The organism is Pseudomonas oryzihabitans (assembly GCF_001518815.1).
Lineage (GTDB): Bacteria > Pseudomonadota > Gammaproteobacteria > Pseudomonadales > Pseudomonadaceae > Chryseomonas > Chryseomonas oryzihabitans_E.
Map to the genome: position 1 here is coordinate 2,192,501 of NZ_CP013987.1, position 21,559 is coordinate 2,214,059.

Annotated in this window: 21 protein-coding genes, 3 tRNA genes, 2 rRNA genes and 1 pseudogene (1 of these 27 only partly in view); 13 read left to right on the forward strand and 14 right to left on the reverse strand. The window is 61.1% G+C overall.

Features of this window, described 5'->3' with window-relative positions:
- Positions 1-2,488: ribosomal RNA gene (locus APT59_RS10160) — 23S ribosomal RNA — on the forward strand; it begins 405 nt to the left of the window's first position.
- Positions 2,489-2,647: 159 nt separating this feature from the next.
- Positions 2,648-2,763: ribosomal RNA gene (gene rrf, locus APT59_RS10165) — 5S ribosomal RNA — on the forward strand.
- 348 nt (positions 2,764-3,111) lie between these two features.
- Here the strand turns inward: rrf and APT59_RS22165 are convergent.
- Positions 3,112-3,261 (reverse strand): annotated as a pseudogene (locus tag APT59_RS22165) (DUF1698 domain-containing protein); the annotation flags it as partial.
- A 362-nt stretch (positions 3,262-3,623) separates the two neighbouring features.
- On the opposite strand from APT59_RS22165, the gene uvrY reads away from it, so the two are divergent.
- The 6 genes from uvrY (at position 3,624) to APT59_RS10195 (ending at position 7,127) form a co-directional block, all read left to right on the forward strand.
- Positions 3,624-4,268: a UvrY/SirA/GacA family response regulator transcription factor gene (gene uvrY, locus APT59_RS10170; protein WP_059316865.1), complete on the forward strand. Its 645-nt coding sequence runs from the start codon at positions 3,624-3,626 to the stop codon at positions 4,266-4,268.
- A 1-nt stretch (position 4,269) separates the two neighbouring features.
- Positions 4,270-6,096: an excinuclease ABC subunit UvrC gene (gene uvrC, locus APT59_RS10175; RefSeq protein ID WP_059314737.1), complete on the forward strand. Its 1,827-nt coding sequence runs from the start codon at positions 4,270-4,272 to the stop codon at positions 6,094-6,096.
- Positions 6,097-6,127: 31 nt separating this feature from the next.
- Entirely contained in the window at positions 6,128-6,688 is a 561-nt protein-coding gene (gene pgsA, locus APT59_RS10180) for a CDP-diacylglycerol--glycerol-3-phosphate 3-phosphatidyltransferase (RefSeq protein ID WP_059314738.1), read from the forward strand.
- A gap of 61 nt (positions 6,689-6,749) precedes the next feature.
- Positions 6,750-6,825: transfer RNA gene (locus APT59_RS10185), tRNA-Gly, on the forward strand.
- Between the two features lie 36 nt (positions 6,826-6,861).
- Positions 6,862-6,935 (forward strand) — tRNA-Cys (locus APT59_RS10190).
- Between the two features lie 105 nt (positions 6,936-7,040).
- A tRNA-Leu gene (locus tag APT59_RS10195) sits at positions 7,041-7,127 on the forward strand.
- A gap of 43 nt (positions 7,128-7,170) precedes the next feature.
- Here the strand turns inward: APT59_RS10195 and APT59_RS10200 are convergent.
- The 6 genes from APT59_RS10200 to sseA all read right to left on the reverse strand — a co-directional run bounded on the left by APT59_RS10200 (position 7,171) and on the right by sseA (position 11,886).
- Positions 7,171-7,431, reverse strand: coding sequence for a hypothetical protein (locus APT59_RS10200; protein WP_059314739.1), 261 nt, complete (start codon positions 7,429-7,431; stop codon positions 7,171-7,173).
- Between the two features lie 126 nt (positions 7,432-7,557).
- Positions 7,558-7,785 (reverse strand): TIGR02450 family Trp-rich protein, encoded by a 228-nt coding sequence (locus APT59_RS10205; RefSeq protein ID WP_059314740.1) that lies wholly within the window; start codon positions 7,783-7,785, stop codon positions 7,558-7,560.
- On the reverse strand, positions 7,782-8,447 hold the full coding sequence (locus APT59_RS10210) for a gamma-glutamylcyclotransferase (protein ID WP_059314741.1): 666 nt from the start codon (positions 8,445-8,447) through the stop codon (positions 7,782-7,784). Before APT59_RS10210 ends, APT59_RS10205 begins: the two co-directional genes overlap by 4 nt.
- A 212-nt stretch (positions 8,448-8,659) precedes the next feature.
- Positions 8,660-10,219 carry an alkyl hydroperoxide reductase subunit F gene (gene ahpF / locus APT59_RS10215; RefSeq protein WP_059314742.1) on the reverse strand — a complete coding sequence of 520 codons (1,560 nt, stop codon included), beginning with the start codon at positions 10,217-10,219 and terminating at the stop codon, positions 8,660-8,662.
- Positions 10,220-10,302: 83 nt separating this feature from the next.
- A complete protein-coding gene (ahpC, locus tag APT59_RS10220) occupies positions 10,303-10,866 on the reverse strand; it encodes an alkyl hydroperoxide reductase subunit C (RefSeq protein WP_059314743.1) in 564 nt (187 codons plus the stop codon).
- Between the two features lie 168 nt (positions 10,867-11,034).
- A complete protein-coding gene (gene sseA / locus APT59_RS10225) occupies positions 11,035-11,886 on the reverse strand; it encodes a 3-mercaptopyruvate sulfurtransferase (RefSeq protein ID WP_059314744.1) in 852 nt (283 codons plus the stop codon).
- A 114-nt stretch (positions 11,887-12,000) separates the two neighbouring features.
- Here sseA and epsC point away from each other — a divergent pair, with 114 nt between their 5' ends.
- Positions 12,001-12,945 carry a serine O-acetyltransferase EpsC gene (gene epsC, locus APT59_RS10230; RefSeq protein ID WP_059314745.1) on the forward strand — a complete coding sequence of 315 codons (945 nt, stop codon included), beginning with the start codon at positions 12,001-12,003 and terminating at the stop codon, positions 12,943-12,945.
- Here the strand turns inward: epsC and tcyN are convergent.
- The 5 genes from tcyN to APT59_RS10255 form a co-directional block, all read right to left on the reverse strand.
- Complete coding sequence (gene tcyN, locus APT59_RS10235; RefSeq protein ID WP_059314746.1) at positions 12,936-13,700, reverse strand: L-cystine ABC transporter ATP-binding protein TcyN; 765 nt, start codon at positions 13,698-13,700, stop codon at positions 12,936-12,938. The genes epsC and tcyN overlap by 10 nt on opposite strands.
- The gene (gene tcyL / locus APT59_RS10240) at positions 13,697-14,371 is read right to left on the reverse strand and encodes a cystine ABC transporter permease (RefSeq protein ID WP_059314747.1); all 675 of its coding nucleotides are present in this window, start codon (positions 14,369-14,371) and stop codon (positions 13,697-13,699) included. The genes tcyN and tcyL overlap by 4 nt, the downstream gene beginning before the upstream one ends.
- Entirely contained in the window at positions 14,368-15,165 is a 798-nt protein-coding gene (tcyJ, locus tag APT59_RS10245) for a cystine ABC transporter substrate-binding protein (protein ID WP_059314748.1), read from the reverse strand. The genes tcyL and tcyJ overlap by 4 nt, the downstream gene beginning before the upstream one ends.
- 111 nt (positions 15,166-15,276) lie before the next feature.
- Positions 15,277-16,269, reverse strand: coding sequence for a D-cysteine desulfhydrase (locus APT59_RS10250; protein ID WP_059314749.1), 993 nt, complete (start codon positions 16,267-16,269; stop codon positions 15,277-15,279).
- A 68-nt stretch (positions 16,270-16,337) separates the two neighbouring features.
- Positions 16,338-16,991, reverse strand: coding sequence for a 7-cyano-7-deazaguanine/7-aminomethyl-7-deazaguanine transporter (locus tag APT59_RS10255; RefSeq protein ID WP_059314750.1), 654 nt, complete (start codon positions 16,989-16,991; stop codon positions 16,338-16,340).
- Positions 16,992-17,183: 192 nt separating this feature from the next.
- Here APT59_RS10255 and APT59_RS10260 point away from each other — a divergent pair, with 192 nt between their 5' ends.
- The 3 genes from APT59_RS10260 to APT59_RS10270 all read left to right on the forward strand — a co-directional run bounded on the left by APT59_RS10260 (position 17,184) and on the right by APT59_RS10270 (position 19,476).
- Entirely contained in the window at positions 17,184-18,221 is a 1,038-nt protein-coding gene (locus APT59_RS10260) for an NADP(H)-dependent aldo-keto reductase (protein ID WP_059314751.1), read from the forward strand.
- Positions 18,222-18,418: 197 nt separating this feature from the next.
- A complete protein-coding gene (locus tag APT59_RS10265) occupies positions 18,419-19,123 on the forward strand; it encodes a glutamine amidotransferase-related protein (RefSeq protein WP_059314752.1) in 705 nt (234 codons plus the stop codon).
- Complete coding sequence (locus APT59_RS10270; protein WP_059314753.1) at positions 19,120-19,476, forward strand: antibiotic biosynthesis monooxygenase family protein; 357 nt, start codon at positions 19,120-19,122, stop codon at positions 19,474-19,476. The genes APT59_RS10265 and APT59_RS10270 overlap by 4 nt, the downstream gene beginning before the upstream one ends.
- On the opposite strand, the gene APT59_RS10275 is transcribed toward APT59_RS10270, so the two are convergent.
- Both APT59_RS10275 and APT59_RS10280 read right to left on the reverse strand, forming a co-directional pair.
- Positions 19,442-19,816, reverse strand: coding sequence for a hypothetical protein (locus APT59_RS10275; RefSeq protein ID WP_059314754.1), 375 nt, complete (start codon positions 19,814-19,816; stop codon positions 19,442-19,444). The genes APT59_RS10270 and APT59_RS10275 overlap by 35 nt on opposite strands.
- 151 nt (positions 19,817-19,967) lie before the next feature.
- The gene (locus APT59_RS10280) at positions 19,968-20,450 is read right to left on the reverse strand and encodes a hypothetical protein (protein ID WP_237140589.1); all 483 of its coding nucleotides are present in this window, start codon (positions 20,448-20,450) and stop codon (positions 19,968-19,970) included.
- 239 nt (positions 20,451-20,689) lie between these two features.
- On the opposite strand from APT59_RS10280, the gene galU reads away from it, so the two are divergent.
- Complete coding sequence (galU, locus tag APT59_RS10285) at positions 20,690-21,520, forward strand: UTP--glucose-1-phosphate uridylyltransferase GalU (protein WP_059314756.1); 831 nt, start codon at positions 20,690-20,692, stop codon at positions 21,518-21,520.
- The last annotated feature ends 39 nt before the right edge of the window (positions 21,521-21,559 follow it).

A 21,559-nucleotide genomic window follows, 5' to 3' on the forward strand; every position in this document is an offset into this window, starting at 1 on the left:
ATCCTCCAAGGCTAAATACTCCTGACTGACCGATAGTGAACCAGTACCGTGAGGGAAAGGCGAAAAGAACCCCGGAGAGGGGAGTGAAATAGAACCTGAAACCGTATGCGTACAAGCAGTGGGAGCCCACTTTGTTGGGTGACTGCGTACCTTTTGTATAATGGGTCAGCGACTTATTTTCAGTGGCGAGCTTAACCGAATAGGGGAGGCGTAGCGAAAGCGAGTCTTAATAGGGCGTCTAGTCGCTGGGAATAGACCCGAAACCGGGCGATCTATCCATGAGCAGGTTGAAGGTTAGGTAACACTGACTGGAGGACCGAACCCACTTCCGTTGAAAAGGCAGGGGATGACTTGTGGATCGGAGTGAAAGGCTAATCAAGCTCGGAGATAGCTGGTTCTCCTCGAAAGCTATTTAGGTAGCGCCTCATGTATCACTCTGGGGGGTAGAGCACTGTTTCGGCTAGGGGGTCATCCCGACTTACCAAACCGATGCAAACTCCGAATACCCAGAAGTGCCGAGCATGGGAGACACACGGCGGGTGCTAACGTCCGTCGTGAAAAGGGAAACAACCCAGACCGTCAGCTAAGGTCCCAAAGTCCTGGTTAAGTGGTAAACGATGTGGGAAGGCTTAGACAGCTAGGAGGTTGGCTTAGAAGCAGCCACCCTTTAAAGAAAGCGTAATAGCTCACTAGTCGAGTCGGCCTGCGCGGAAGATGTAACGGGGCTCAAACCAGGCACCGAAGCTACGGGTATCACCTTTGGTGATGCGGTAGAGGAGCGTTCTGTAAGCCTGTGAAGGTGAGTTGAGAAGCTTGCTGGAGGTATCAGAAGTGCGAATGCTGACATGAGTAACGACAATGCGAGTGAAAAACTCGCACGCCGAAAGACCAAGGGTTCCTGCGCAACGTTAATCGACGCAGGGTGAGTCGGTCCCTAAGGCGAGGCTGAAAGGCGTAGTCGATGGGAAACGGGTTAATATTCCCGTACTTCTAGTTACTGCGATGGGGGGACGGAGAAGGCTAGGCCAGCTTGGCGATGGTTGTCCAAGTTTAAGGTGGTAGGCTGACTGTTTAGGTAAATCCGGACAGTTAAGGCCGAGAACTGATGACGATCCTTCTTTTAGAAGGAGAAGTGGTTGATGCCATGCTTCCAGGAAAAGCCTCTAAGCTTCAGGTAACTAGGAACCGTACCCCAAACCGACACAGGTGGTCGGGTAGAGAATACCAAGGCGCTTGAGAGAACTCGGGTGAAGGAACTAGGCAAAATGGCACCGTAACTTCGGGAGAAGGTGCGCCGGTGAGGGTGAAGGGTTTACCCCGTAAGCTCATGCCGGTCGAAGATACCAGGCCGCTGCGACTGTTTATTAAAAACACAGCACTCTGCAAACACGAAAGTGGACGTATAGGGTGTGACGCCTGCCCGGTGCCGGAAGGTTAATTGATGGGGTTAGCGCAAGCGAAGCTCTTGATCGAAGCCCCGGTAAACGGCGGCCGTAACTATAACGGTCCTAAGGTAGCGAAATTCCTTGTCGGGTAAGTTCCGACCTGCACGAATGGCGTAACGATGGCGGCGCTGTCTCCACCCGAGACTCAGTGAAATTGAAATCGCTGTGAAGATGCAGTGTATCCGCGGCTAGACGGAAAGACCCCGTGAACCTTTACTGTAGCTTTGCACTGGACTTTGAGCTTGCTTGTGTAGGATAGGTGGGAGGCTTTGAAGCGTGGACGCCAGTCTGCGTGGAGCCATCCTTGAAATACCACCCTGGCAACCTTGAGGTTCTAACTCTGGTCCGTTATCCGGATCGAGGACAGTGTATGGTGGGCAGTTTGACTGGGGCGGTCTCCTCCTAAAGAGTAACGGAGGAGTACGAAGGTGCGCTCAGACCGGTCGGAAATCGGTCGTAGAGTATAAAGGCAAAAGCGCGCTTGACTGCGAGACAGACACGTCGAGCAGGTACGAAAGTAGGTCTTAGTGATCCGGTGGTTCTGTATGGAAGGGCCATCGCTCAACGGATAAAAGGTACTCCGGGGATAACAGGCTGATACCGCCCAAGAGTTCATATCGACGGCGGTGTTTGGCACCTCGATGTCGGCTCATCACATCCTGGGGCTGAAGCCGGTCCCAAGGGTATGGCTGTTCGCCATTTAAAGTGGTACGCGAGCTGGGTTTAGAACGTCGTGAGACAGTTCGGTCCCTATCTGCCGTGGACGTTTGAGATTTGAGAGGGGCTGCTCCTAGTACGAGAGGACCGGAGTGGACGAACCTCTGGTGTTCCGGTTGTCACGCCAGTGGCATCGCCGGGTAGCTATGTTCGGAAGAGATAACCGCTGAAAGCATCTAAGCGGGAAACTTGCCTCAAGATGAGATCTCACTGGAGCCTTGAGCTTCCTAAAGGGCCGTCGAAGACTACGACGTTGATAGGTCGGGTGTGTAAGCGCTGTGAGGCGTTGAGCTAACCGATACTAATTGCCCGTGAGGCTTGACCATATAACACCCAAACAATCTGACCGCAGGTCAGAGCGTGAGGAAGACGACGCCGAAAACAGGCGCGTGGGTTCGCAAGACCCAAGACGAATTGTCTACTTCAATCACAGACCCAATTGGGCCAGCCAGGCAGTCTTATCGCCTGGCCAGCCAACCGAATTGCTTGACGAACATAGAGCATTGGAACCACCTGATCCCTTCCCGAACTCAGAAGTGAAACGATGCATCGCCGATGGTAGTGTGGGGTTTCCCCATGTGAGAGTAGGTCATCGTCAAGCGCCTAACACCCAGCACCCCCGCTCAGTTCATTCTGGCGGGGGTGTTGTCTTTGGGGCGGGAAAAGTTTTGGCGGGAGTGCCAAGGGGCATGAGCGGAGGGGCCTGCAGGCGGAAGCTGGAAGGCCGGTAAGCCATGCGGTTGAGGCTGCCCTCACCCTAACCCTCTCCCAGGGGGAGAGGGGGCTAGAGCGGTGTTGCGGAGGACTGGAAGTATGGCTTGCCACAAGGATGCTGCTGGAAGCCAAAAGCGCATAAGCCCCAGACGACAGCCCGGCTGCGCCGGACTATCGCGGCCATGGGCCGCTCCTACACCAGCTTCAGTGCAGGAGCGGCCCATGGCCGCTATTAGGCAATCATTGCGATGGATAACCATGGAGTTGTGAATCGTAGGGCAGCCACGGAGGGCAGGAACCAGGCACTATGCATCGGCGTGGAACGGTTCTCGGGCATCAGGACGGTAGTGGCCTCGCCTTCGATGACCAGAATTTCCAAGACCAGTTAGCCGATGCTGTCTCCTGACGTGGATCCCATGTTGGGCTTCGCAGTGCTCAGCCCAACCTGCGATGACTTCCAGATGGACCTGAAGTGGTACGGCAGGGCTCGGGGTACCGTTGGTAAGAGCATTGGTATTCGGGCCGGAATGAGCCGAGATCCGCTTCATTTCACTGGGCTTTTTCGGTATACAATGCCCAGTGGCCTAAGGCCGGTAGGCAAGGGGTGCGCAGCGTCGTACCCCTTTTTCTTTGCATGACCAATCAAATTTATAGCGTAGCCTAGGATCTTATCCCTTGAACGTTAGGGTCCGCGGACAGTTGTTAGGTGACGCAAGCGATGAAAGCGCAAGCGAAGGGGAGTCGATTTTGATCAAGGTGCTGGTTGTCGACGATCATGATCTTGTTCGGACTGGCATCGTGAGGATGTTGGCGGATGTGGCAGGAATCCAGGTCGTTGGCCAGGCAGACAGTGGTGAAAATGCACTGAAGCTGGCTCGTGAGCTTGAGCCGGATGTCGTTCTGATGGATGTCCGAATGCCTGGCATCGGTGGACTTGAGGCCACGCGCAAGCTCTTGCGCACTCGATCCGACCTGAAGGTGGTTGTCGTGACCGCTTGTGAGGAAGATCCCTTTCCGACCCGCCTCCTGCAGGCAGGAGCGGCCGGGTATCTGACCAAGGGGGCCGACATCGAAGAGATGATCACTGCCATCAAGCAGGCCTTCGCGGGTCGCCGTTACATCAGTGCGCAGATTGCTCAGCAGCTGGCTTTGAAGCCCTTCCAGTCGAAGGCTGAAGCCTCTCCTTTCGATCAACTGTCCGAGCGTGAGATCCAGATTGCGCTGATGATCGCTGGCTGTCAGAAGGTCCAGGTGATATCCGACAAGCTTTGTCTGTCGCCCAAGACAGTTAACACCTATCGCTATCGAATCTTCGAGAAATTATCGATTACCAGCGATGTCGAACTGGCCATGTTGGCTGTTCGCCACGGCATGGTAGATGCAACGAGTTGATATGAGCCAATCTTTCGATGCTGCAGCTTTTTTATCCGGCTGCAGTGGACGTCCGGGTGTTTATCGGATGTTCGATGAGGGCGGTAAGCTCTTATATGTAGGCAAGGCCAAGAATCTCAAAAACCGTCTTTCCAGCTATTTTAGAAAGACTGGTTTGGCGCCGAAAACGGCGTCCATGGTGTCCAAGATCGCCCAGGTCGAAACCACCATCACCGGCAACGAGACCGAAGCGCTCTTGCTGGAACAGAACCTCATCAAGCAATGGCGTCCGCCTTACAACATCCTGCTAAGGGATGATAAATCCTACCCCTACGTTTATCTCTCTACCGAGGATCAGTATCCTCGGCTGACCATTCATCGTGGAGAGAAGAGAGGGAAGGGGCGCTATTTCGGGCCGTATCCCAGTGCTGGAGCTATTCGCGAAAGTCTCAATCTGCTGCAGAAAGCCTTTCAGGTGCGGCAGTGCGATGACAACTATTTCCGTAATCGCACGCGGCCGTGCCTGCAGTACCAGATCAAGAGGTGCAAGGGCCCCTGTGTCGCCCTGGTAAGCGAGCAGGAGTACGCCGAGGATGTGCGTCACTCGGCGATGTTTCTCGAGGGGCGTAGCAACGCTCTGGCGGAAGAACTGCAAGTCAAGATGGAAAGCGCCTCGGTCAATCTGCAGTTCGAGCGAGCGGCAGAGCTGCGTGACCAGGTAGCGCTCGTCCGTCGTGTGCAGGACCAACAGAGCATCGAGGGTGGTACTGGCGATGTCGATGTCATAGCCGCCCTGGTCAATCCTGGCGGAGCCTGTGTGCATCTGGTCACCGTCCGAGGTGGGCGCGTACTTGGCAGCAAGAATTTCTTTCCGGAGGTGGGTATCGAGGAAGACTCCAGCGAAGTCCTGGCTGCCTTCCTGGAACAGTATTACCTCGCCTATCTGGAGCGCGATCTGCCTGAAGAGATCATCGTGAATTCCGTACATGAGGATTTCGCCACGCTGATCGATGCCTTCGCCGAGGTACACAAGCGCCAACTGGTCATCACGCATCGAGTGCGTGGTACCCGGGCGCGCTGGCAGCAGTTGGCGGTGACCAATGCGGAGCAGGCGCTGAACACGCGCTTGGCCAACCGCCAGCACATGGGGGTTCGCTTCGATGCCCTGGTGCAAGCGCTGGATCTACCCGAGCCGCCGCAGCGGCTGGAATGTTTCGATATCAGTCATTCCAGCGGCGAAGCGACGGTGGCGTCTTGCGTCGTATTTGGGCCCGAGGGTCCGCTGAAATCGGACTATCGCCGCTACAACATCGAAGGCGTCACCGCAGGTGATGACTATGCCGCCATGCATCAGGCGCTCACCCGACGCTTCAGTCGGCTGAAGGCGGGAGAGGGCAAGCTGCCGGATATTCTGTTGGTGGACGGTGGCAAGGGCCAGTTGGCCATGGCGCGGGAAGTGCTCAGGGAGCTGGCGGTACCGGACCTGGTCCTGCTCGGCGTCGCCAAAGGTGTCACCCGTAAACCTGGGCTCGAGGTGCTTTATCTGGACGATCCTTCGAACGAATTTACCCTGCCAGCTCATTCGCCAGCACTGCATCTCATTCAGCAGATCCGCGATGAGGCGCACCGCTTCGCCATCACCGGGCATCGCGCACGTCGTGGCAAGGCGCGGCGGACGTCATCGTTGGAAGAGGTCGCGGGTATAGGTCCGAAGCGCAGGCAGGAGCTCCTGAAGCACTTTGGTGGCCTACGCGAGTTGCAGCGTGCCAGTATCGAGGAAATCGCCAAAGCGCCAAGCATTAGCAAAAAGCTGGCCGAGCAGATTTATGCGGCCTTGCACAGCGAGTAGAATCGCCTCACGTTCATCAATAGCCGCGCCAATGAATATTCCAAATCTGCTTACCGTACTGCGCGTCTTTCTCATTCCGCTCTTCGTCATCCTGTTCTATCTGCCGGTCCACTGGAGCTACTGGACGGCCAGCACCGTCTTTGCGATTGCCTGTGCGACGGACTGGCTGGATGGGTATCTGGCTCGTCGACTGGGGCAGAGCACACCCTTTGGTGCCTTTCTGGACCCGGTAGCGGACAAGCTCATCGTCGCCGTGGCCCTGGTGCTGCTCGTTCAGGAGCACGCCAATGCCTGGCTGACGCTGCCTGCCGTTATCATCGTCGGGCGAGAGATAGTGGTCTCGGCGTTGCGCGAGTGGATGGCGGAGCTGGGTGCTCGGGCACAGGTCGCGGTATCGAATCTGGGTAAGTGGAAGACGGCGGCGCAGATGCTCGCGCTGGTCATCCTGCTGGCCAACCCGCCGCAATTGACCTTCTGGGTGATCAGCGGTTACACCTTGCTCATCGTCGCCGCGGCGCTGACGCTGTGGTCCATGTACACCTATCTAATGGCGGCCTGGCCCCATTTGATGAGTGCTGAGAAAAAGAAATAAGTTTTTTGAATCAATGGCTTGACATGGTGGGTGGCTCATATAGAATGGCGCCCGTCACCAAGCGGGAATAGCTCAGTTGGTAGAGCACGACCTTGCCAAGGTCGGGGTCGCGAGTTCGAGTCTCGTTTCCCGCTCCATGTTTTACATGAGTGTCGCAAGACATTCAGGTTTGAGGCCGGGTGGCAGAGTGGTCATGCAGCGGATTGCAAATCCGTGTACGCCGGTTCGATTCCGACCTCGGCCTCCACTATTGAGAGCCCCGTAGATTCAGGTCTACGGGGCTTTTCATTATCCAGGGATGTATAAATACTGGATCACGTTTTACAAGCCTGCTTTACGTGGGTTTGGTTTTGCCCGAGTGGTGAAACTGGTAGACACAAGGGACTTAAAATCCCTCGACTTAACGGTCGTGCCGGTTCGATTCCGGCCTCGGGCACCATCCAATTGAAAAAGGCCACTCCTGTATGAGTGGCCTTTTTCGTTTAGGAGGGAATCGTCCAGTAGGGCGTTTCGTCCGCGTCGCGTTCGATGCGCGAGCGGCTGTCGAAGATGAAGGCCTCGAGCATGGCGGCATCGAGTAGCTCGGTACGGGCGATGGGGCGTTTGAGTACCGACTGGCCGCTGCGGGAAAAGACCTCGACGTCGTAAGCTCGCTGATCTCTTGTTGAAATCACACAGCGCAACGGCTCGAAGCCGCCTTTCAGGGTGTTGAAGGCGCTGGCGAGTTCGACATAAAGGGTCATCCGGAAGAGCTTCCTGTTCAAAGGTGGCACTGTGACAGCATCGACTGCTACAGGGTTTCACCTTTGCAGAACAGTGCCGTCATATCGCGATGCTAGTCGCAAAATCCCGGCCCTGCGTTCGGAGTTTCATTGCCAGCCTTGCAGCCAGCATTCTGCATCCTGCAACTCGTGCCAGTCCAGCGTCCAGGTGCGACGAGTGAGAACGGCTTGTAGATCTATTTGCGAGATGGGGTCGGTCTCGACTTCAGGGGTGTGGACGTGGGTGACGATAAAGTGCTTTTGCCGTTCGCGTGGCTGGACAGCTGTCCACTTGCTCAGCAACAGCTTCTTGGGGTTGATCTGTCGCGATTTCATCCCTGCATCGCCTCCAGCAGCGGTGCTCCGCGATAACGCTGCAGCAGGGCTTCCAGGTTGCGATCGGGCATGGCATGGGCCCTGAGCGCCGAAATGGTGCGTTCGACGTACTCCAGGGTGGTGCCGAAATGGCCGGAGGCTTCGGTCAGCACCCGATTGAGGATGTCGTCCGGCAGATTGCCCGCGTAGCAGGGGAGGTTGCGTTTCAACACGAAACCGAGCGCCTGCACCTTGCTGCCATCTTCCAGGTGGCATTGCAGCCAGCGGGGGCGGTAGGAGCCATCCGGCATCTCGCGCTTCCATAGGGCCAGCAGATGGTCATCCAGCTGTTCATCGGGCAATTGGTAGGCGAAGCCCGAGCAGGAGCCGCCACGATCCAGGCCCAGTACCAGGCCAGGCTGCTCCGGTGTACCGCGATGCAGCTGCGACCAGAGATAGAGGCCGCGGTGATAGCCATGCACCCGCGCGCGGCGTACGGCGACGGCCGGGCACTCGGGGCGCCAGATCAGCGAGCCGTAGGCGAACAGCCAGACGGGGCCAGGCTGGCGTTGGGCCAGGGTGGCTTCCAGAGAGGCGACGAGCTGCGGATGGGTGAGCGGCGTGGCAGGCGCGAGTTTGGGTGGATAGGAGTCGTGGATGCTGGAAGAAATCTGTCTGTGCATGAATGGCCTGTTCCTCAACCGCTGGAGCTGCCAGGTCTGCAGGACCCGGCCATAAGATCCTAACGAAAGTCCGAGGAGAACTCCTAGACCGTTCGTGCCCATCTTTATGACGCTTGGTTAGGTTGCAGCGAGAAACATGCCAAGGCGCTTGGGAAACACGCAGATGAAAAAAAGCCCGGCAGATGCCGGGCTGGAAAAGCAGAGCGGATCGATTAGGCGCTGGTACGAATCATGTGATCGAAGGCAGCCAGGGACGCCTTGGCGCCTTCGCCCAGGGCGATGACAATCTGCTTGTAAGGTACGGTGGTGACGTCGCCTGCGGCGAAGACGCCAGGCAGGGAGGTCTGGCAGCGGGCGTCCACTTCGATCTCGCCACGCGGCGACAACTCTACGGTGCCCTTGAGCCAATCGGTGTTGGGGACCAGACCGATCTGCACAAAGACGCCTTCGAGCTCGATGTGATGGAACTCGCTGGAATTGCGATCCTTGTAGACCAAACCGTCGACTTTTTGACCATCACCTTTCACTTCGCTAGTGAGGGCGCTGGTGATGACGGTCACGTTGGGCAGGCTGAACAACTTGCGCTGCAGTACGGCGTCGGCACGCAGCTGGCCGTCGTATTCGATCAGGGTCACCTGGGCGACGATGCCGGCGAGGTCGATGGCGGCCTCGACACCCGAGTTACCACCGCCGATCACGGCAACGCGCTTGCCCTTGAACAGGGGGCCATCACAGTGGGGGCAGTAGGCCACGCCGCGGTTGCGGTATTCCCGTTCGCCTGGGACGTTCATTTCACGCCAGCGGGCACCGGTGGCAAGGATCAGCGTCTTGGCCTTGAGCGAGCCGCCATCGGCGAAGCGGACTTCGTGCAGGCCGCCGACTTCATGAGCCGGAATCAGCTGCTCGGCGCGCTGCAGATTCATGATGTCGACTTCGTACTGCTTGACGTGTTCTTCCAGCGCCATGGCGAGCTTGGGACCTTCGGTCTCCTTGATGGAGATGAAGTTCTCAATGGCCAGGGTATCCAGCACCTGACCGCCGAAGCGCTCGGCGGCGACGCCGGTACGGATGCCCTTGCGTGCAGCGTAGACGGCTGCTGCGGCACCGGCAGGGCCACCGCCGATGACCAGGACGTCGAAGGCGTCCTTGGCGTTGAGCTTGTCGGCGGAGCGGGCAGCGGCGCCGGTGTCGAGCTTGGCGACGATTTCTTCCAGGCCCATGCGGCCTTGGCCGAAGGGTTCGCCGTTGAGGTAGACGCTAGGCACGGCCATGATCTGGCGGCGCTCGACTTCTTCCTGGAACAGGGCGCCGTCCACGGCGACGTGCTTGACCCGGGGATTGAGCACGGCCATCAGGTTCAGCGCCTGGACCACGTCCGGACAGTTCTGGCAGGACAGGGAGAAATAGGTTTCGAACTGGTAGTCGCCGTCGAGGGCCTTGACCTGCTCGATGACGTCCTGGCTGGCCTTGGATGGATGGCCGCCGACCTGCAGCAGTGCCAGTACCAGGGACGTGAATTCATGGCCCATGGGCAGACCGGCGAAGCGCAGGTTGATGTTCTGGCCGGGGGTCAGCAGGGCGAAGGAGGGACGACGCTCATCGCTGCCGTCGGTGCTGAGGCTCACCTGATCGGACAGGCTGGCGATGTCCTGCAGCAAGCTGTGCATTTCACGGGACTTCGCGCCATCGTCGAGGGACGCGACGATCTCGATGGGGCGCGTGACGCGTTCGAGGTAGGTCTTGAGCTGGGCTTTCAGATTTGCGTCCAACATGGCGACGTGGCTTCCGTAAAAAATGGGCAAAAAAAGAGCGCGCGGGCAAGGCGCCCGGGCGCTCGGGCTAGATCAGGCGGCCGTTAGATCTTGCCGACCAGGTCCAGCGAGGGGGTCAGGGTCGCTTCGCCTTCTTTCCACTTGGCGGGGCAGACTTCGCCCGGGTGGTTGGCGACGTACTGGGCAGCGCGGACCTTGCGCAGCAGCTCGCTGGCGTCACGGCCGATACCGTTGTCGTGGATTTCGCACAGCTTGATCTGGCCTTCCGGGTTGATCAGGAAGGTGCCACGCAGGGCCAGGCCTTCTTCTTCGATCAGAACTTCGAAGTTGCGTGCCAGGCGCGCGGTGGGGTCGCCAACCAGCGGGTAGTTGACCTTCTTGATGGCGTCCGAGGTGTCGTGCCAGGCCTTGTGGGCGAAATGGGTGTCGCAGGACACGCCGTAGATCTCGACGCCCAGCTTCTGGAACTCGGGGTACAGGTCAGCAAGGTCTTCCAGTTCGGTGGGGCACACGAAGGTGAAGTCAGCCGGGTAGAAGACGATGGCGGACCACTTGCCCTTCAGATCGGCCTCGGTCACCTGGACGAATTTGCCGTTGTGGTAGGCGGTCGCGGTGAAAGGCTTCACTTCGGTGTTGATCAGGGACATTGATGACTCCTTGATGGGTTTAAGTCAGGGTTGAAATCGATAGGACGCATACTAATCGCATTTCGACGATTCACCTCATTGTTAAAGGCGATGTCGGCGATTGGGCGTCTCTATCGAATACTACAGGTTTTGTGTGAAATCAGAGTCTTAGCGCTGGCAAGCCCGGCGCTAGGCGGAGCCTAGGACCTTGATGGTGGCCGGGTGCTGTCCCCATTCGCTCCAGGAGCCGTCGTAGAGTCGCCCATCCGGCAGCCCTGCGACATTGAGCGCGAGCAGCAGGACCGCCGCAGTAACGCCGCTGCCGCAACTGGTGATCACCGGATGCAGGCCATCGACGCCCAGTGCATGGAAGCGCTGGCGCAATTCCTGGGGTGGCAACAGGGTGCCGTCTTCGGCGAGCAGGCTGTCATAGGGGAGGCTTTGGCTACCAGGCATATGGCCGGACGCCACGCCTGGGCGTGGCTCGGGGATCTCGCCAGTGAAGCGCTTGGCGCCACGCGCATCCAGCACCTGGGTCTGGCCTACGCTAAGTGCGGTCTGGACGTCGCCCAGGCCGCAGAGCAGGCGATTGTTGAGGATGGTGGGATAGGGCGGCTGGGGCACGGGCTGGTTAACGCCAGCTTCCAGTGGCAGCCCCTGGTCACGCCAGAGCGGCAGGCCGCCATCCAGGACCGCGACCTGATCGTGACCGAACAGGCGGAATAGCCACCAGGCGCGGGCGGCGGAAAAGAGGCCCTTCTGGTCGTAGATCACCACGGAGGTCGTGGGTGTGACACCCAACTCGCCGGCGAGTCTGGCGAAGCGCCCGGCGCTGGGTACCATGTGCGGCAGCGGCGTATCCGGATCGGAAAAGTGTTCGATGTCGAAACGCAGGGCACCGGGAATGTGCTGCTGCCGATAGGTTTCGTCGGCGACCTGAGGCTCGTTCGGTAGATAGAGACTGGCATCGAGGATCATGAGATCCGTGCGGCCGAGTTGATCTTGCAGCCAGGCGGCGGTGACCAGCGGGGAGGCGATCATGGAGCACTCCTTGATGGGCGAAGGGCGACAGCTTACCGCGCCTGGTGCGACGCAGGCTGTCAGGGATGATCGGATACTTTATCCTCGTCAGCCTGGCAACTGGGTAGATAACTTATGAGCGAATTTAATGGGCAACCCACGGGTGGCAATGACTGGCAGCTGAGTCGCATCGTTGGCGAACTGCATGCCGCACGCAGCCAATGGCGCGAAACGCACGGGCGCTTCCGTGAATTCAGCGGCCGCGAACTGCCGTCACGCAGTGTCATGGCCAGCGTGATCGAATCCCTGAGCGGCGCGCTCTTTCCGCTGCGGCTCGGACCGGATCAGCTGCGCCAGGAAAGCGAGGACTTCTATGTCGGCTTCGAACTGGAACGCGCGCTCAATGCCCTGATGATCCAGGCGAAGCTGGAGCTCGACTATTTCGGCAAACAGCGTGGTGAGAACGGTGTCGATCGCGCCGACGAGGCCCGGCGGCTGGTACAGGCCTTCGCCCTGGCCCTGCCGGATCTGCGCCGTCTGCTGGACACCGACGTCATCGCCGCCTACCAGGGCGACCCGGCCGCGCGCAGCGTGGACGAGGTGCTGCTCTGCTATCCGGGCATCCACGCCATGATCCACCATCGCATCGCCCATCATTTCTATCGCAGCGGGCTGCCGCTGCTGGCGCGCATGGTGAGTGAGCGGGCACATTCGGCCACTGGCATCGACATCCACCCGGGCGCCCAGATCGGCGAAGGCTTCTTCATCGATCATGGTACCGGCGTGGTGATTGGCGAGACTTGCATCATCGGTGACCGGGTACGCATCTATCAGGCGGTGACCCTGGGCGCCAAGCGCTTCCCGGCCGATGCCGAGGGCAACCTCAAGAAGGGGCACCCGCGCCATCCCATCGTCGAGGACGACGTGGTGATCTATGCCGGGGCCACCATCCTCGGGCGCATCACCATCGGCCAGGGCTCGACCATTGGCGGCAACGTCTGGCTGACCCATGGCGTGCCAGCCAACAGCAACGTCAGCCAGGCCAGCCTGCAGGGCTGCGCTGGTCTGGCTCAGGAGTAGTCGGCAGCGCTATCGCGAACGAACTTGGCGAGAAAACGCCGGGTTCGTTCCTCCCGCGGTCGATTGAACAGCTCGGCCGCCGGGCCCTGTTCGACGATGTGGCCACCGTCCATGAACAGCACGCGGTGGGCGACGTCACGGGCGAACGCCATCTCGTGGGTCACGATGAGCAGGGTACGGCCTTCCTGGGCCAGCCCACGAATCGTCTCCAGCACCTCGCCGACCCGCTCGGGATCGAGCGCCGAAGTCGGTTCGTCGAAAAGAATGGCCTGGGGCCGCATGGCCAGCGCGCGAGCGATGGCGACCCGTTGCTGCTGCCCACCGGACAACTGCCCCGGATAGCTGTCGGCCTTGTCGGCCAGGCCGACCTTGGACAAGAGTTCGCGGCCGTGGGCGAGGGCGCTGGTGCGGTCCTCGCCCTGGACGATGAGCGGGCCCTCGATCACGTTCTCCAGCGCGGTGCGATGGGGGAACAGATTGAAGTTCTGGAAAACGAAACCCATGCGCTGGCGCACCTGGCGGATGGTCGCCTGCTGGGATTTCAGCGGCCGGCTCGCGTCGATGGTCAACTCGCCCAGGCGGATGCTGCCGGCATCCGGCGTTTCCAGCAGGTTCAGGCAGCGCAACAGGGTGGTCTTGCCCGAACCGCTGGGGCCGATGATGGCCACCACCTCGCCCTGGGCTACCTCCAGATCGATGGCCTGGAGCACGGTCTGCTGCCGGAAGGACTTGGACAGCCCCTTCACCTGGATCATGACTGGCCTCGTTCGTTGATGTGACGCCCGTAGTGCCGTTCCAGCCGGTTCTGCAAGGTGGACAGCAAGCTGGCCAGGATCCAGTAGAGCAACGCTGCCGCCAGATAGAGACTGAAGATCTCGAAGGTGCGGGCGGTGATCAGTTGGGCCTGGCGGAAGAGTTCGGGCACCTGGATGGTGGCGGCCAGCGAGGTGTCCTTCACCAGCGAAATGAAGCTGTTGCCCAGCGGCGGCAGGGCGATGCGCAGGGCCTGGGGCAGGATGGCGCGTCTCAAGGTCTGCAGGGGCGTCATGCCGATGCTGGCGGCGGCTTCCCATTGGCCGCGGTCGATGGCACCGATGGCCGAGCGAATGATCTCCGCCGTATAGGCCGCCATGTTCAGCGAGAAGCCGATCAGCGCCGCCGGGAGCGGATCGAGTTGCAGGCCCAGCTCGGGCAGGCCGTAGTAGATGACGAACAACTGCACCAGCAGCGGCGTACCTCGGAAAAAGGAGATGTACAGCCGCGCGAGGCTACGTAGCAGCAGATTGGATGAACGCCGCAACAGGGCCAGGCCGAAGCCCAGCAGCAGTCCGAAGAACATGCCGCCAAGGCTCAGGACCACGGTCCAGATCGCGCCCTTCAGCAGGAAGGGCAGCGAATCGAGCAGGAGCTGAAGGGTGCCACTCATTGGGTGACGTCGGCCTTGAACCACTTCTCGGAGATCTTCGCCAGCGTGCCGTCAGCGCGCAGCTTGGCGATGGCCTGGTCGACCGCGGCGTGGAATTCCGGATCGCCCTTGCGCTCGGCGACGCCCGATTCCTGACGGCTGAAGGGTTCGCCGGCCAGTGCCAGGCGGTCCTTGGTCTTGGACAGCAGCTCCAGGGCGGCCAGGCGGTCGACGAGGATGGCGTCGATGCGGCCTACGCGCAGGTCCTGGTATTTGGTCGGGTCGTCTTCGTAGGTGCGGACATCCGCCTTGGGTACGTTCTGGCGCAGCCACTGCTCATAGTTGGTGCCCAGACCGACGCCGACCTTCTTGCCGGCGAGATCGGCGGCGGTCTTGATGCTGTCGACGTCGTCCTTGCGTACCAGGGCCTGGATGCCGGAGACGGTGTAGGGGGTGGAGAAGTCGTATTTCTTCTTGCGCTCCTCACTGATGGTCACCTGATTGATCACCACATCCAGGCGACGCGACTCAAGGGCGGCCAACAGGCCGTCCCACTTGCCGGGCTGGATCTTGGCATCGACGCCCAGTTCCTTGGCCAGGGCCTTGGCGAAGTCCACTTCGAAACCGGTCAGCTGGCCCTGCTCGTTCTGGAAGCTGAAGGGTGGGTAGGTGCCTTCCAGGCCAACGACCAGTTCGCCGCGCTGCTTGACGGTCTGCAGCAGGTCTTCGGCCTGAGCGGTGGCCTGGTGCGCCAGGCCTAGGGCCAGCAACAGGGCGGCACTACGGAACAGACGCTGGGAGAGAGGTTTGCGCATGAGGTGATCCTTGAGTGTATGAGGGTGCGCCACTATGGGGGTGTCTGATCTGACATCCCAAGTCCGAAAACTGCTGACGTTATGCCATCGCCCAGTCAGTTGGCTAGCCGATCAAGCCAACCAATCGCCGTAGGCAAAGGTGCCCGGCGCCCCGCCGGTGTGCAGGAACACTACTGGCCCGGGTGGCAAGGCATCGGTAGTCACCAGGTCCAGCAGGCCGGCCATGGCCTTGCCGGTATAGACCGGATCCAGCACCAGGCCTTCCAGGCGGCCTAGGCAGCGGATGGCGGCCAGGGTGCCGGGATTGGGTTCGCCATAGCGTGGGCCGAAGTAGCCGTCGCGCAACACAGGTGGATCTTCAGGCGCGGTGACCCCCAGCAGCTCGGCAAGTTGTTGGCGCAACAGGGCTACCTTGGGCAACTGTTCGGCCTGAGTGCGTGAGACGGTGATGCCGATCACCGGCATGCCCGGTCGCAGATGATGGAAGGCAAGGTCCAGCCCGGCCTGGGTGCCGGCGCTGCCGGAGGCGAGAATGACGGCGGCCGGTTGCAGGTCCAGGGCATCCAGTTGCCCGGCCAGCTCCAGACCGGCGCGGACGTAGCCGAGGGCGCCCAGGGCACTTGAACCGCCGATGGGGATCACACGTGGCGTGCGCCCCTGCTGGCGCAGGCGCTCGGCCTCGGCTTCCAGCTGATTGAGCGGATCATCGAGGACCGCGACCGAACGGATCTGGGCGCCAAACAGCTCCAGTAGAAGGCGATTGCCGCCGTGCAGATAACCGGGATCTGTTGTGCCGAGGGGATTTTCCAACAGGGCCACGCACTCCAGCCCCTGCTGGGCCGCGACGGCCGCGGTCTGGCGAACGTGGTTGGACTGGATGGCGCCCGCGGTCACCAGGGTGTCGGCACCTGCAGCCAGGGCCTCGGCGACGAGGTACTCCAGCTTGCGCACCTTGTTGCCGCCCAGGGCCAGGCTGGTGGTGTCGTCGCGCTTGCAATAGATCGGTCGGCCAAGTTCCGCCGACAGCCGTGGCAGGACATCCAGCGGGGTTGCCGAGGGTTGTAGCGTCAGGCGCGGGAAGCGGGCGAGGGCGGTGGCGAGCATGGCGAGGCCTGATGCGGGGAGCGGGTCGTCACTCTAGGCCGAAGCCGCGCTCGCCAGCAATCCTGGCTTCAGGCCAGATCAGGGCGGCGCGCCAGGGCCTGGGGCACCAGGGAGCGCAACAGCACCCCGTAGAGCGGCACGAAGAGCAGCAGGCTGACCGTCAGCTTGACGCCATAGTCGACCAGGGCGATCTCCGGCCAGTGACTGGCCATGAAGGGGTTGTCGCTGCGCCAGAAGGCCACGAAGAAGAAGGCGAGGGTATCGAGCCCATTGCCGAACAGGGTCGAGGCGGTTGGCGCCAGCCACCAGTGGGGTGAGCGCCGCAGCCGGTCGAACACCTGAATGTCGAGCAGTTGGCCGAGCACGTAGGCGCAAAAGCTGGCCAGCGAAATGCGCAGGACAAAGACGTTGACCACGGCCAGCGCCGTCCAGCCCTGGAAGCCGCCGTCCTGGAACAGCACGGAAACCAGGTAGGAGACCACCAGCGCCGGGACCATTACCCGCGCGATGACCTGGCGCGCAGGAGCCTTGCCCATTACCCGGACGGTAAGGTCGGTGGCCAGGAAGATGAAGGGGAAGCTGAAGGCGCCCCAGGTGGTATGCCAGCCGAAGAGCTGCAGCGGGAGCTGCACCAGGTAATTGCTGGCGATGATGATGAGGATGTGGAAACCGACGAGGGCGGCCACCAGGGCACGCCGCGGGGTAGCAGGCAAGGCAGACATGGGCAGTCCTTTTTTGATTACCTGGGGTGAGGGAACCCAGGGCGCTGAGGCGGGGCGGCATTCTACGGATTCACAATGCCCCTGGCGAGTGCGGCCCGGCGGGGGATGACCAAAAGACCCGGTTGAGCGATGGGCAGACCCCTCGGGCTCCTGATAACTTGTACGACTTCCGCACGAACAGAGAGCTTCCAGATGCACTTTCGATCGCTGGGTCGTACCGATCTCAAGGTTAGCGCCATCGCGCTGGGCACCATGACCTGGGGTGAGCAGAACACCGAAGCCGAGGCCTTCGAGCAGCTGCGCGCTGCCAAGGCTGCCGGGGTCAACTTCATCGACACGGCGGAGATGTATCCGGTACCGCCGCGCGCCGAAACCTATACCCGTACCGAAACCATCATCGGCAACTATTTTCGCCAGCAGGGTGACCGCGCCGACTGGATACTGGCCAGCAAGGCGGCCGGTCCCGGGCGCGACATGGACTATATCCGCGAGGGCGGGCTGGCGTTCACAAAGGCCAATCTCACCGCGGCGCTGGACGCCAGTCTCAAGCGCCTCAACACCGACTACCTGGATCTCTACCAGCTGCACTGGCCGGATCGCCGGACGAACTACTTCGGTCAGCTGGGTTATGAGCACAGCGAGGCGGCCTTCACGCCCCTGGAAGAGACTCTCGAAGCCCTCGACGGCCTGGTGCGCGCGGGCAAGGTCCGCCATGTGGGCCTGTCCAACGAAACGCCATGGGGCGTGCAGCAGTTTCTGCACCTGAGCGAGACCCGGGGCTGGCCGCGGGTGGTCTCCATCCAGAATCCCTACAACCTGCTCAATCGCAGCTTCGAAGTCGGTCTGGCCGAGCAGGCCATCCGTGAGCAGGTGGGCTTGCTGGCCTATTCGCCGCTCGCCTTTGGCGTGCTGGCTGGCAAATACCTGCAGGGCGCCCGTCCGGACGGTGCCCGGCTGACCCTGTTCGAGCGCTTCCAGCGCTACAGCAATCCCCAGGCGCAGCGTGCCGCCCAGGCCTATGTCGAGTTGGCGCGGGACCGTGGTCTGGATCCGGCGCAGATGGCTCTGGCTTTCGTCACCAGCCGCCCCTTCGTGACCAGCAACATCATCGGCGCCACCTCGCTCGCCCAGCTGGAAAGCAATCTGGCGAGCAGCGAACTGGTACTGGACAGCGAAACGCTGGCCGCCATCGAAGCCATCCACGTCGCCCAGCCCAATCCGGCGCCTTGATCCACGCGGCACGCCAACGCCCGGTACAGCACTGTACCGGGCGTGTTTTTTGGGGAGATCCAGTGGCTAACAGGGGCAGTCGGTACGGCTGCGCTCGACAGGGCAGCGGCGCAAGGCCTGCTGACCCTGACGCCTATTAAAACCTTGGCCTTGACGCCCTAGAGTCGGACCTTTCCTCACGCGTGCAGGTGTCCGCCATGGCGTCATACGAGATCGTGCTCCTGGGTGATCAAGATGCTTCCATCCTCGCTCATCAGGCCATTCCACAGGCCCTGGCGCTGGCTGCCACGGAGCTCGGCGTCGTACTGCGGCCGCGCTGGCTGCCGAGCGTGGAAGCGGATGGCGCGCTGCGCGCCTGTGACGGTCTCTGGTGCGTCCCGGGCAGCCCCTATCGTAATCGTGAAGGTGTCCTGGCGACGATCCGCACGGTCCGGGAGCAGCGGATTCCTTTTCTCGGTACCTGCGGCGGTCTGCAGTATGCGTTGCTGGAATACGCCCACTCGGTGCTGGGCTGGGCCGATGCCGCCCACGCCGAGGAAAATCCATTGACGACACGGGCATTGCTGGCGCCGCTGAGCTGTGCCCGCGTTGAATTTCACAATGAACTCCGTCTGCTACCGGATTCGCGGCTGATAGGGCTGGACGGAAGCGAGCGGGCCCGGGCTGCCTATCATTGTCGCTTCGGCGTGAATGCCGAGTACCTGCCGGCGCTGCTCGCCGCGGGCTGGCGCGTGCTGGCCTGGGATGACGAAGAGCTGCCGGTCGCCTTCGAACTCCAGACCCATCCCTGTCATTTCGGCACCCTCTACCAGCCGGAACGCGAAGCGCTGGCCGGGCAGGTGCCGGTGGCGGTGCGGTCCTGGCTGAAGGCGGTTATCGCCGCCCGGGCAGAGCAGCCATGAGCCGGGTGGCCGTGCCTGAGGACTGCGTAGTCGTCGCCTTCGTCTCACAGCGCGCGGACGAGGATCCCGCCTATGAGCGGATGGCCAGGCGCATGCTGGAGCTGGCGCAGGAGCAGCCGGGCTTTCTGGCGGTGGAGTCGGTGCGTGGCGCCGATGGCCTGGGCATCACGCTGTCCTACTGGGTCGACCAGGCCTCCGCGGCGGCCTGGGGCACCCATCCGGAGCATCGCGAGGCGCAACGGCTGGGCCATGAACGCTGGTATCGCTGGCATGACATCCGGGTCATGCGGCTGCTGTCGTCGCGTTCCGGGGCCGGCGTCACTCCACCCGAACCGCCCCCAGGGCCGGCGTGACGCGAATCCAGCCGACGCGGCTGTCTTCACCGATCAGCATGACCTTCTTCCAGGGGCGGAAGGGCGCGCTGTCCAGGACCAGGATGCGATCATCGGGGTTGAGCAGGGTGATCAGCTGGCGGTTGGCGACCACGCTACGTTCCGGCATGGAGGGATACTGCATCAACGGAATCTGTCCGCCGCGAATCTGCCAGGTCTCGCCGCTGGAGGCGTTGATGAAGGTGGGCAGGCGCGTCAGCACGATGGCCAGCGCGAAGAACCCCAGCAACAACAGGACGAGGCGATGCGTCACCGTGCGGGCGGCGGCGATATCGGGTGAAAGCTTTCCAAGCGAGGACATGGAAAAGGCTCTGGGCGGCAGGACGGTGGAGCTTGAATGCTACCGTCAGGCGGCCAATTGACATCATTCGAATGAACGAAAGGTCAACGGCTACTCATTCGCCAGTGCCAGAGTGTGACCGGCCGCAAAGCAGCCGGCTAGAGAGGCCGCCTCAGGGGGCCAGTTGGCGAGTGACTTCCACGGCCTTGTCGAAGGACGGATAGCCGCTCTTGGCCACCGCGAGCTCCGCATAGGCGCTCTTGTAGGTCTGCGCCTGGATGGGATCCGCCTCGGGCACCAGGAAGGGATCGGTGTACATGCGATAGAGCAGGGCGTACGCCAGGGGATAGTGGTGGCTGGCCGACGTGTTCAGCAGTTCCAGTACATCGTCGGTCTGCGGCCCCTGCTTGATGGCCACCACCGCCCGGTAGAATTCCACCTCCCCATCGGCACTGCTGCCACCGTTGCGCAACAGCAGGGCATCCGCGAGCTTGAGCTGTTCTTCACTGCCGCCCAGCACCAGCAGCTTGGCCTGCAAGAGGTCGTTCTGGCGCAGCAGGGTGGTCTGTTCCGCGGTCAGCGGGCGCATCTCCTCGGCCTCGTGGTGACCGCCCAGGGAGCAGCCGGCGAGTGAAACACACAGCAACGGGAGCATCCATTTCTTCATATCGAGATCTATCCGCGGAGTCGTGACGCTGGTTCCAAACTTTGGACGATAGCAGTTCTTTGGCGCTTTGCGCAGAACCGGAAGCCAATCCTGGAGTCGTATCCGCACGTCCACTGAGCGCCCATGCCTGGCTATTTCCAGCGTCGCGCGCTTCGGGCATTGTATGCGACAAGCGGCTGGATAGACCGCCGTTCGTTTCGCCTTCACGTACAGATCAAAGGACTCCCATGATCACCAAATGTCTGTTTCCGGCAGCCGGCTATGGCACTCGTTTTCTCCCCGCGACCAAGGCCATGCCCAAGGAAATGCTGCCCATCGTGAACAAGCCTCTGGTGCAGTACGCCGTGGAGGAAGCTCTGGAGGCGGGCCTGCATCAAATCGGAATCGTCACCGGCCGTGGCAAGCGTTCGCTGGAAGACCATTTCGACATCAGCTACGAGCTGGAAAGCCAGATCAAGAACACCGACAAGGAAAAGTACCTGGTCGGCATTCGTAAACTGATCGACAACTGCACCTTCTCCTACACCCGTCAGGTGGAGATGAAGGGCCTGGGCCACGCCATCCTGACCGGCCGTCCGCTGATCGGTGACGAGCCCTTTGCCGTGGTGCTGGCGGACGACCTTTGCCTGAACCTCGACGGCGACAGCGTCCTCAAGCAGATGGTGAAGCTCTACAACCAGTTCCGCTGCTCCATCGTGGCCATCCAGGAAGTCCCGGCCAACGAGACCAACAAGTACGGTGTGATCGCCGGCGAGATGATCCGTGACGACATCTACCGCGTGAACAACATGGTCGAGAAGCCCAAGCCGGAAGATGCTCCTTCCAACCTGGCGATCATCGGTCGCTACATCCTGACGCCGGACATCTTCGACCTGATCGAGCAGACCGAGCCGGGCAAGGGTGGCGAGATCCAGATCACCGACGCCCTGATGAAGCAGGCTCAGGACGGTTGCGTGCTGGCCTACAAATTCAAGGGTCAGCGGTTCGATTGCGGTAGCGCGGAAGGCTTCGTCGAAGCCACCAACTTCTGCTTCGAGAATCTGTACAAGGCGCTGTAAGCCGCTGCGTGCAGTCGAGGAGGCCACCTACGGGTGGCC

Excerpts from the sequence above, each read along its gene's own strand:
- uvrC (WP_059314737.1), top strand. The coding sequence starts at position 4,270 with ATGAGCCAATCTTTCGATGCTGCAGCTTTTTTATCCGGCTGCAGTGGA.
- pgsA (WP_059314738.1), top strand. The coding sequence starts at position 6,128 with ATGAATATTCCAAATCTGCTTACCGTACTGCGCGTCTTTCTCATTCCG.
- APT59_RS10200 (WP_059314739.1), bottom strand. The coding sequence starts at position 7,431 with ATGACCCTTTATGTCGAACTCGCCAGCGCCTTCAACACCCTGAAAGGC.
- APT59_RS10205 (WP_059314740.1), bottom strand. The coding sequence starts at position 7,785 with ATGAAATCGCGACAGATCAACCCCAAGAAGCTGTTGCTGAGCAAGTGG.
- APT59_RS10210 (WP_059314741.1), bottom strand. The coding sequence starts at position 8,447 with ATGCACAGACAGATTTCTTCCAGCATCCACGACTCCTATCCACCCAAA.
- ahpF (WP_059314742.1), bottom strand. The coding sequence starts at position 10,219 with ATGTTGGACGCAAATCTGAAAGCCCAGCTCAAGACCTACCTCGAACGC.
- ahpC (WP_059314743.1), bottom strand. The coding sequence starts at position 10,866 with ATGTCCCTGATCAACACCGAAGTGAAGCCTTTCACCGCGACCGCCTAC.
- sseA (WP_059314744.1), bottom strand. The coding sequence starts at position 11,886 with ATGATCGCCTCCCCGCTGGTCACCGCCGCCTGGCTGCAAGATCAACTC.
- epsC (WP_059314745.1), top strand. The coding sequence starts at position 12,001 with ATGAGCGAATTTAATGGGCAACCCACGGGTGGCAATGACTGGCAGCTG.
- tcyN (WP_059314746.1), bottom strand. The coding sequence starts at position 13,700 with ATGATCCAGGTGAAGGGGCTGTCCAAGTCCTTCCGGCAGCAGACCGTG.
- tcyL (WP_059314747.1), bottom strand. The coding sequence starts at position 14,371 with ATGAGTGGCACCCTTCAGCTCCTGCTCGATTCGCTGCCCTTCCTGCTG.
- tcyJ (WP_059314748.1), bottom strand. The coding sequence starts at position 15,165 with ATGCGCAAACCTCTCTCCCAGCGTCTGTTCCGTAGTGCCGCCCTGTTG.
- APT59_RS10250 (WP_059314749.1), bottom strand. The coding sequence starts at position 16,269 with ATGCTCGCCACCGCCCTCGCCCGCTTCCCGCGCCTGACGCTACAACCC.
- APT59_RS10255 (WP_059314750.1), bottom strand. The coding sequence starts at position 16,991 with ATGTCTGCCTTGCCTGCTACCCCGCGGCGTGCCCTGGTGGCCGCCCTC.
- APT59_RS10260 (WP_059314751.1), top strand. The coding sequence starts at position 17,184 with ATGCACTTTCGATCGCTGGGTCGTACCGATCTCAAGGTTAGCGCCATC.
- APT59_RS10265 (WP_059314752.1), top strand. The coding sequence starts at position 18,419 with ATGGCGTCATACGAGATCGTGCTCCTGGGTGATCAAGATGCTTCCATC.
- APT59_RS10270 (WP_059314753.1), top strand. The coding sequence starts at position 19,120 with ATGAGCCGGGTGGCCGTGCCTGAGGACTGCGTAGTCGTCGCCTTCGTC.
- APT59_RS10275 (WP_059314754.1), bottom strand. The coding sequence starts at position 19,816 with ATGTCCTCGCTTGGAAAGCTTTCACCCGATATCGCCGCCGCCCGCACG.
- APT59_RS10280 (WP_237140589.1), bottom strand. The coding sequence starts at position 20,450 with ATGCTCCCGTTGCTGTGTGTTTCACTCGCCGGCTGCTCCCTGGGCGGT.
- galU (WP_059314756.1), top strand. The coding sequence starts at position 20,690 with ATGATCACCAAATGTCTGTTTCCGGCAGCCGGCTATGGCACTCGTTTT.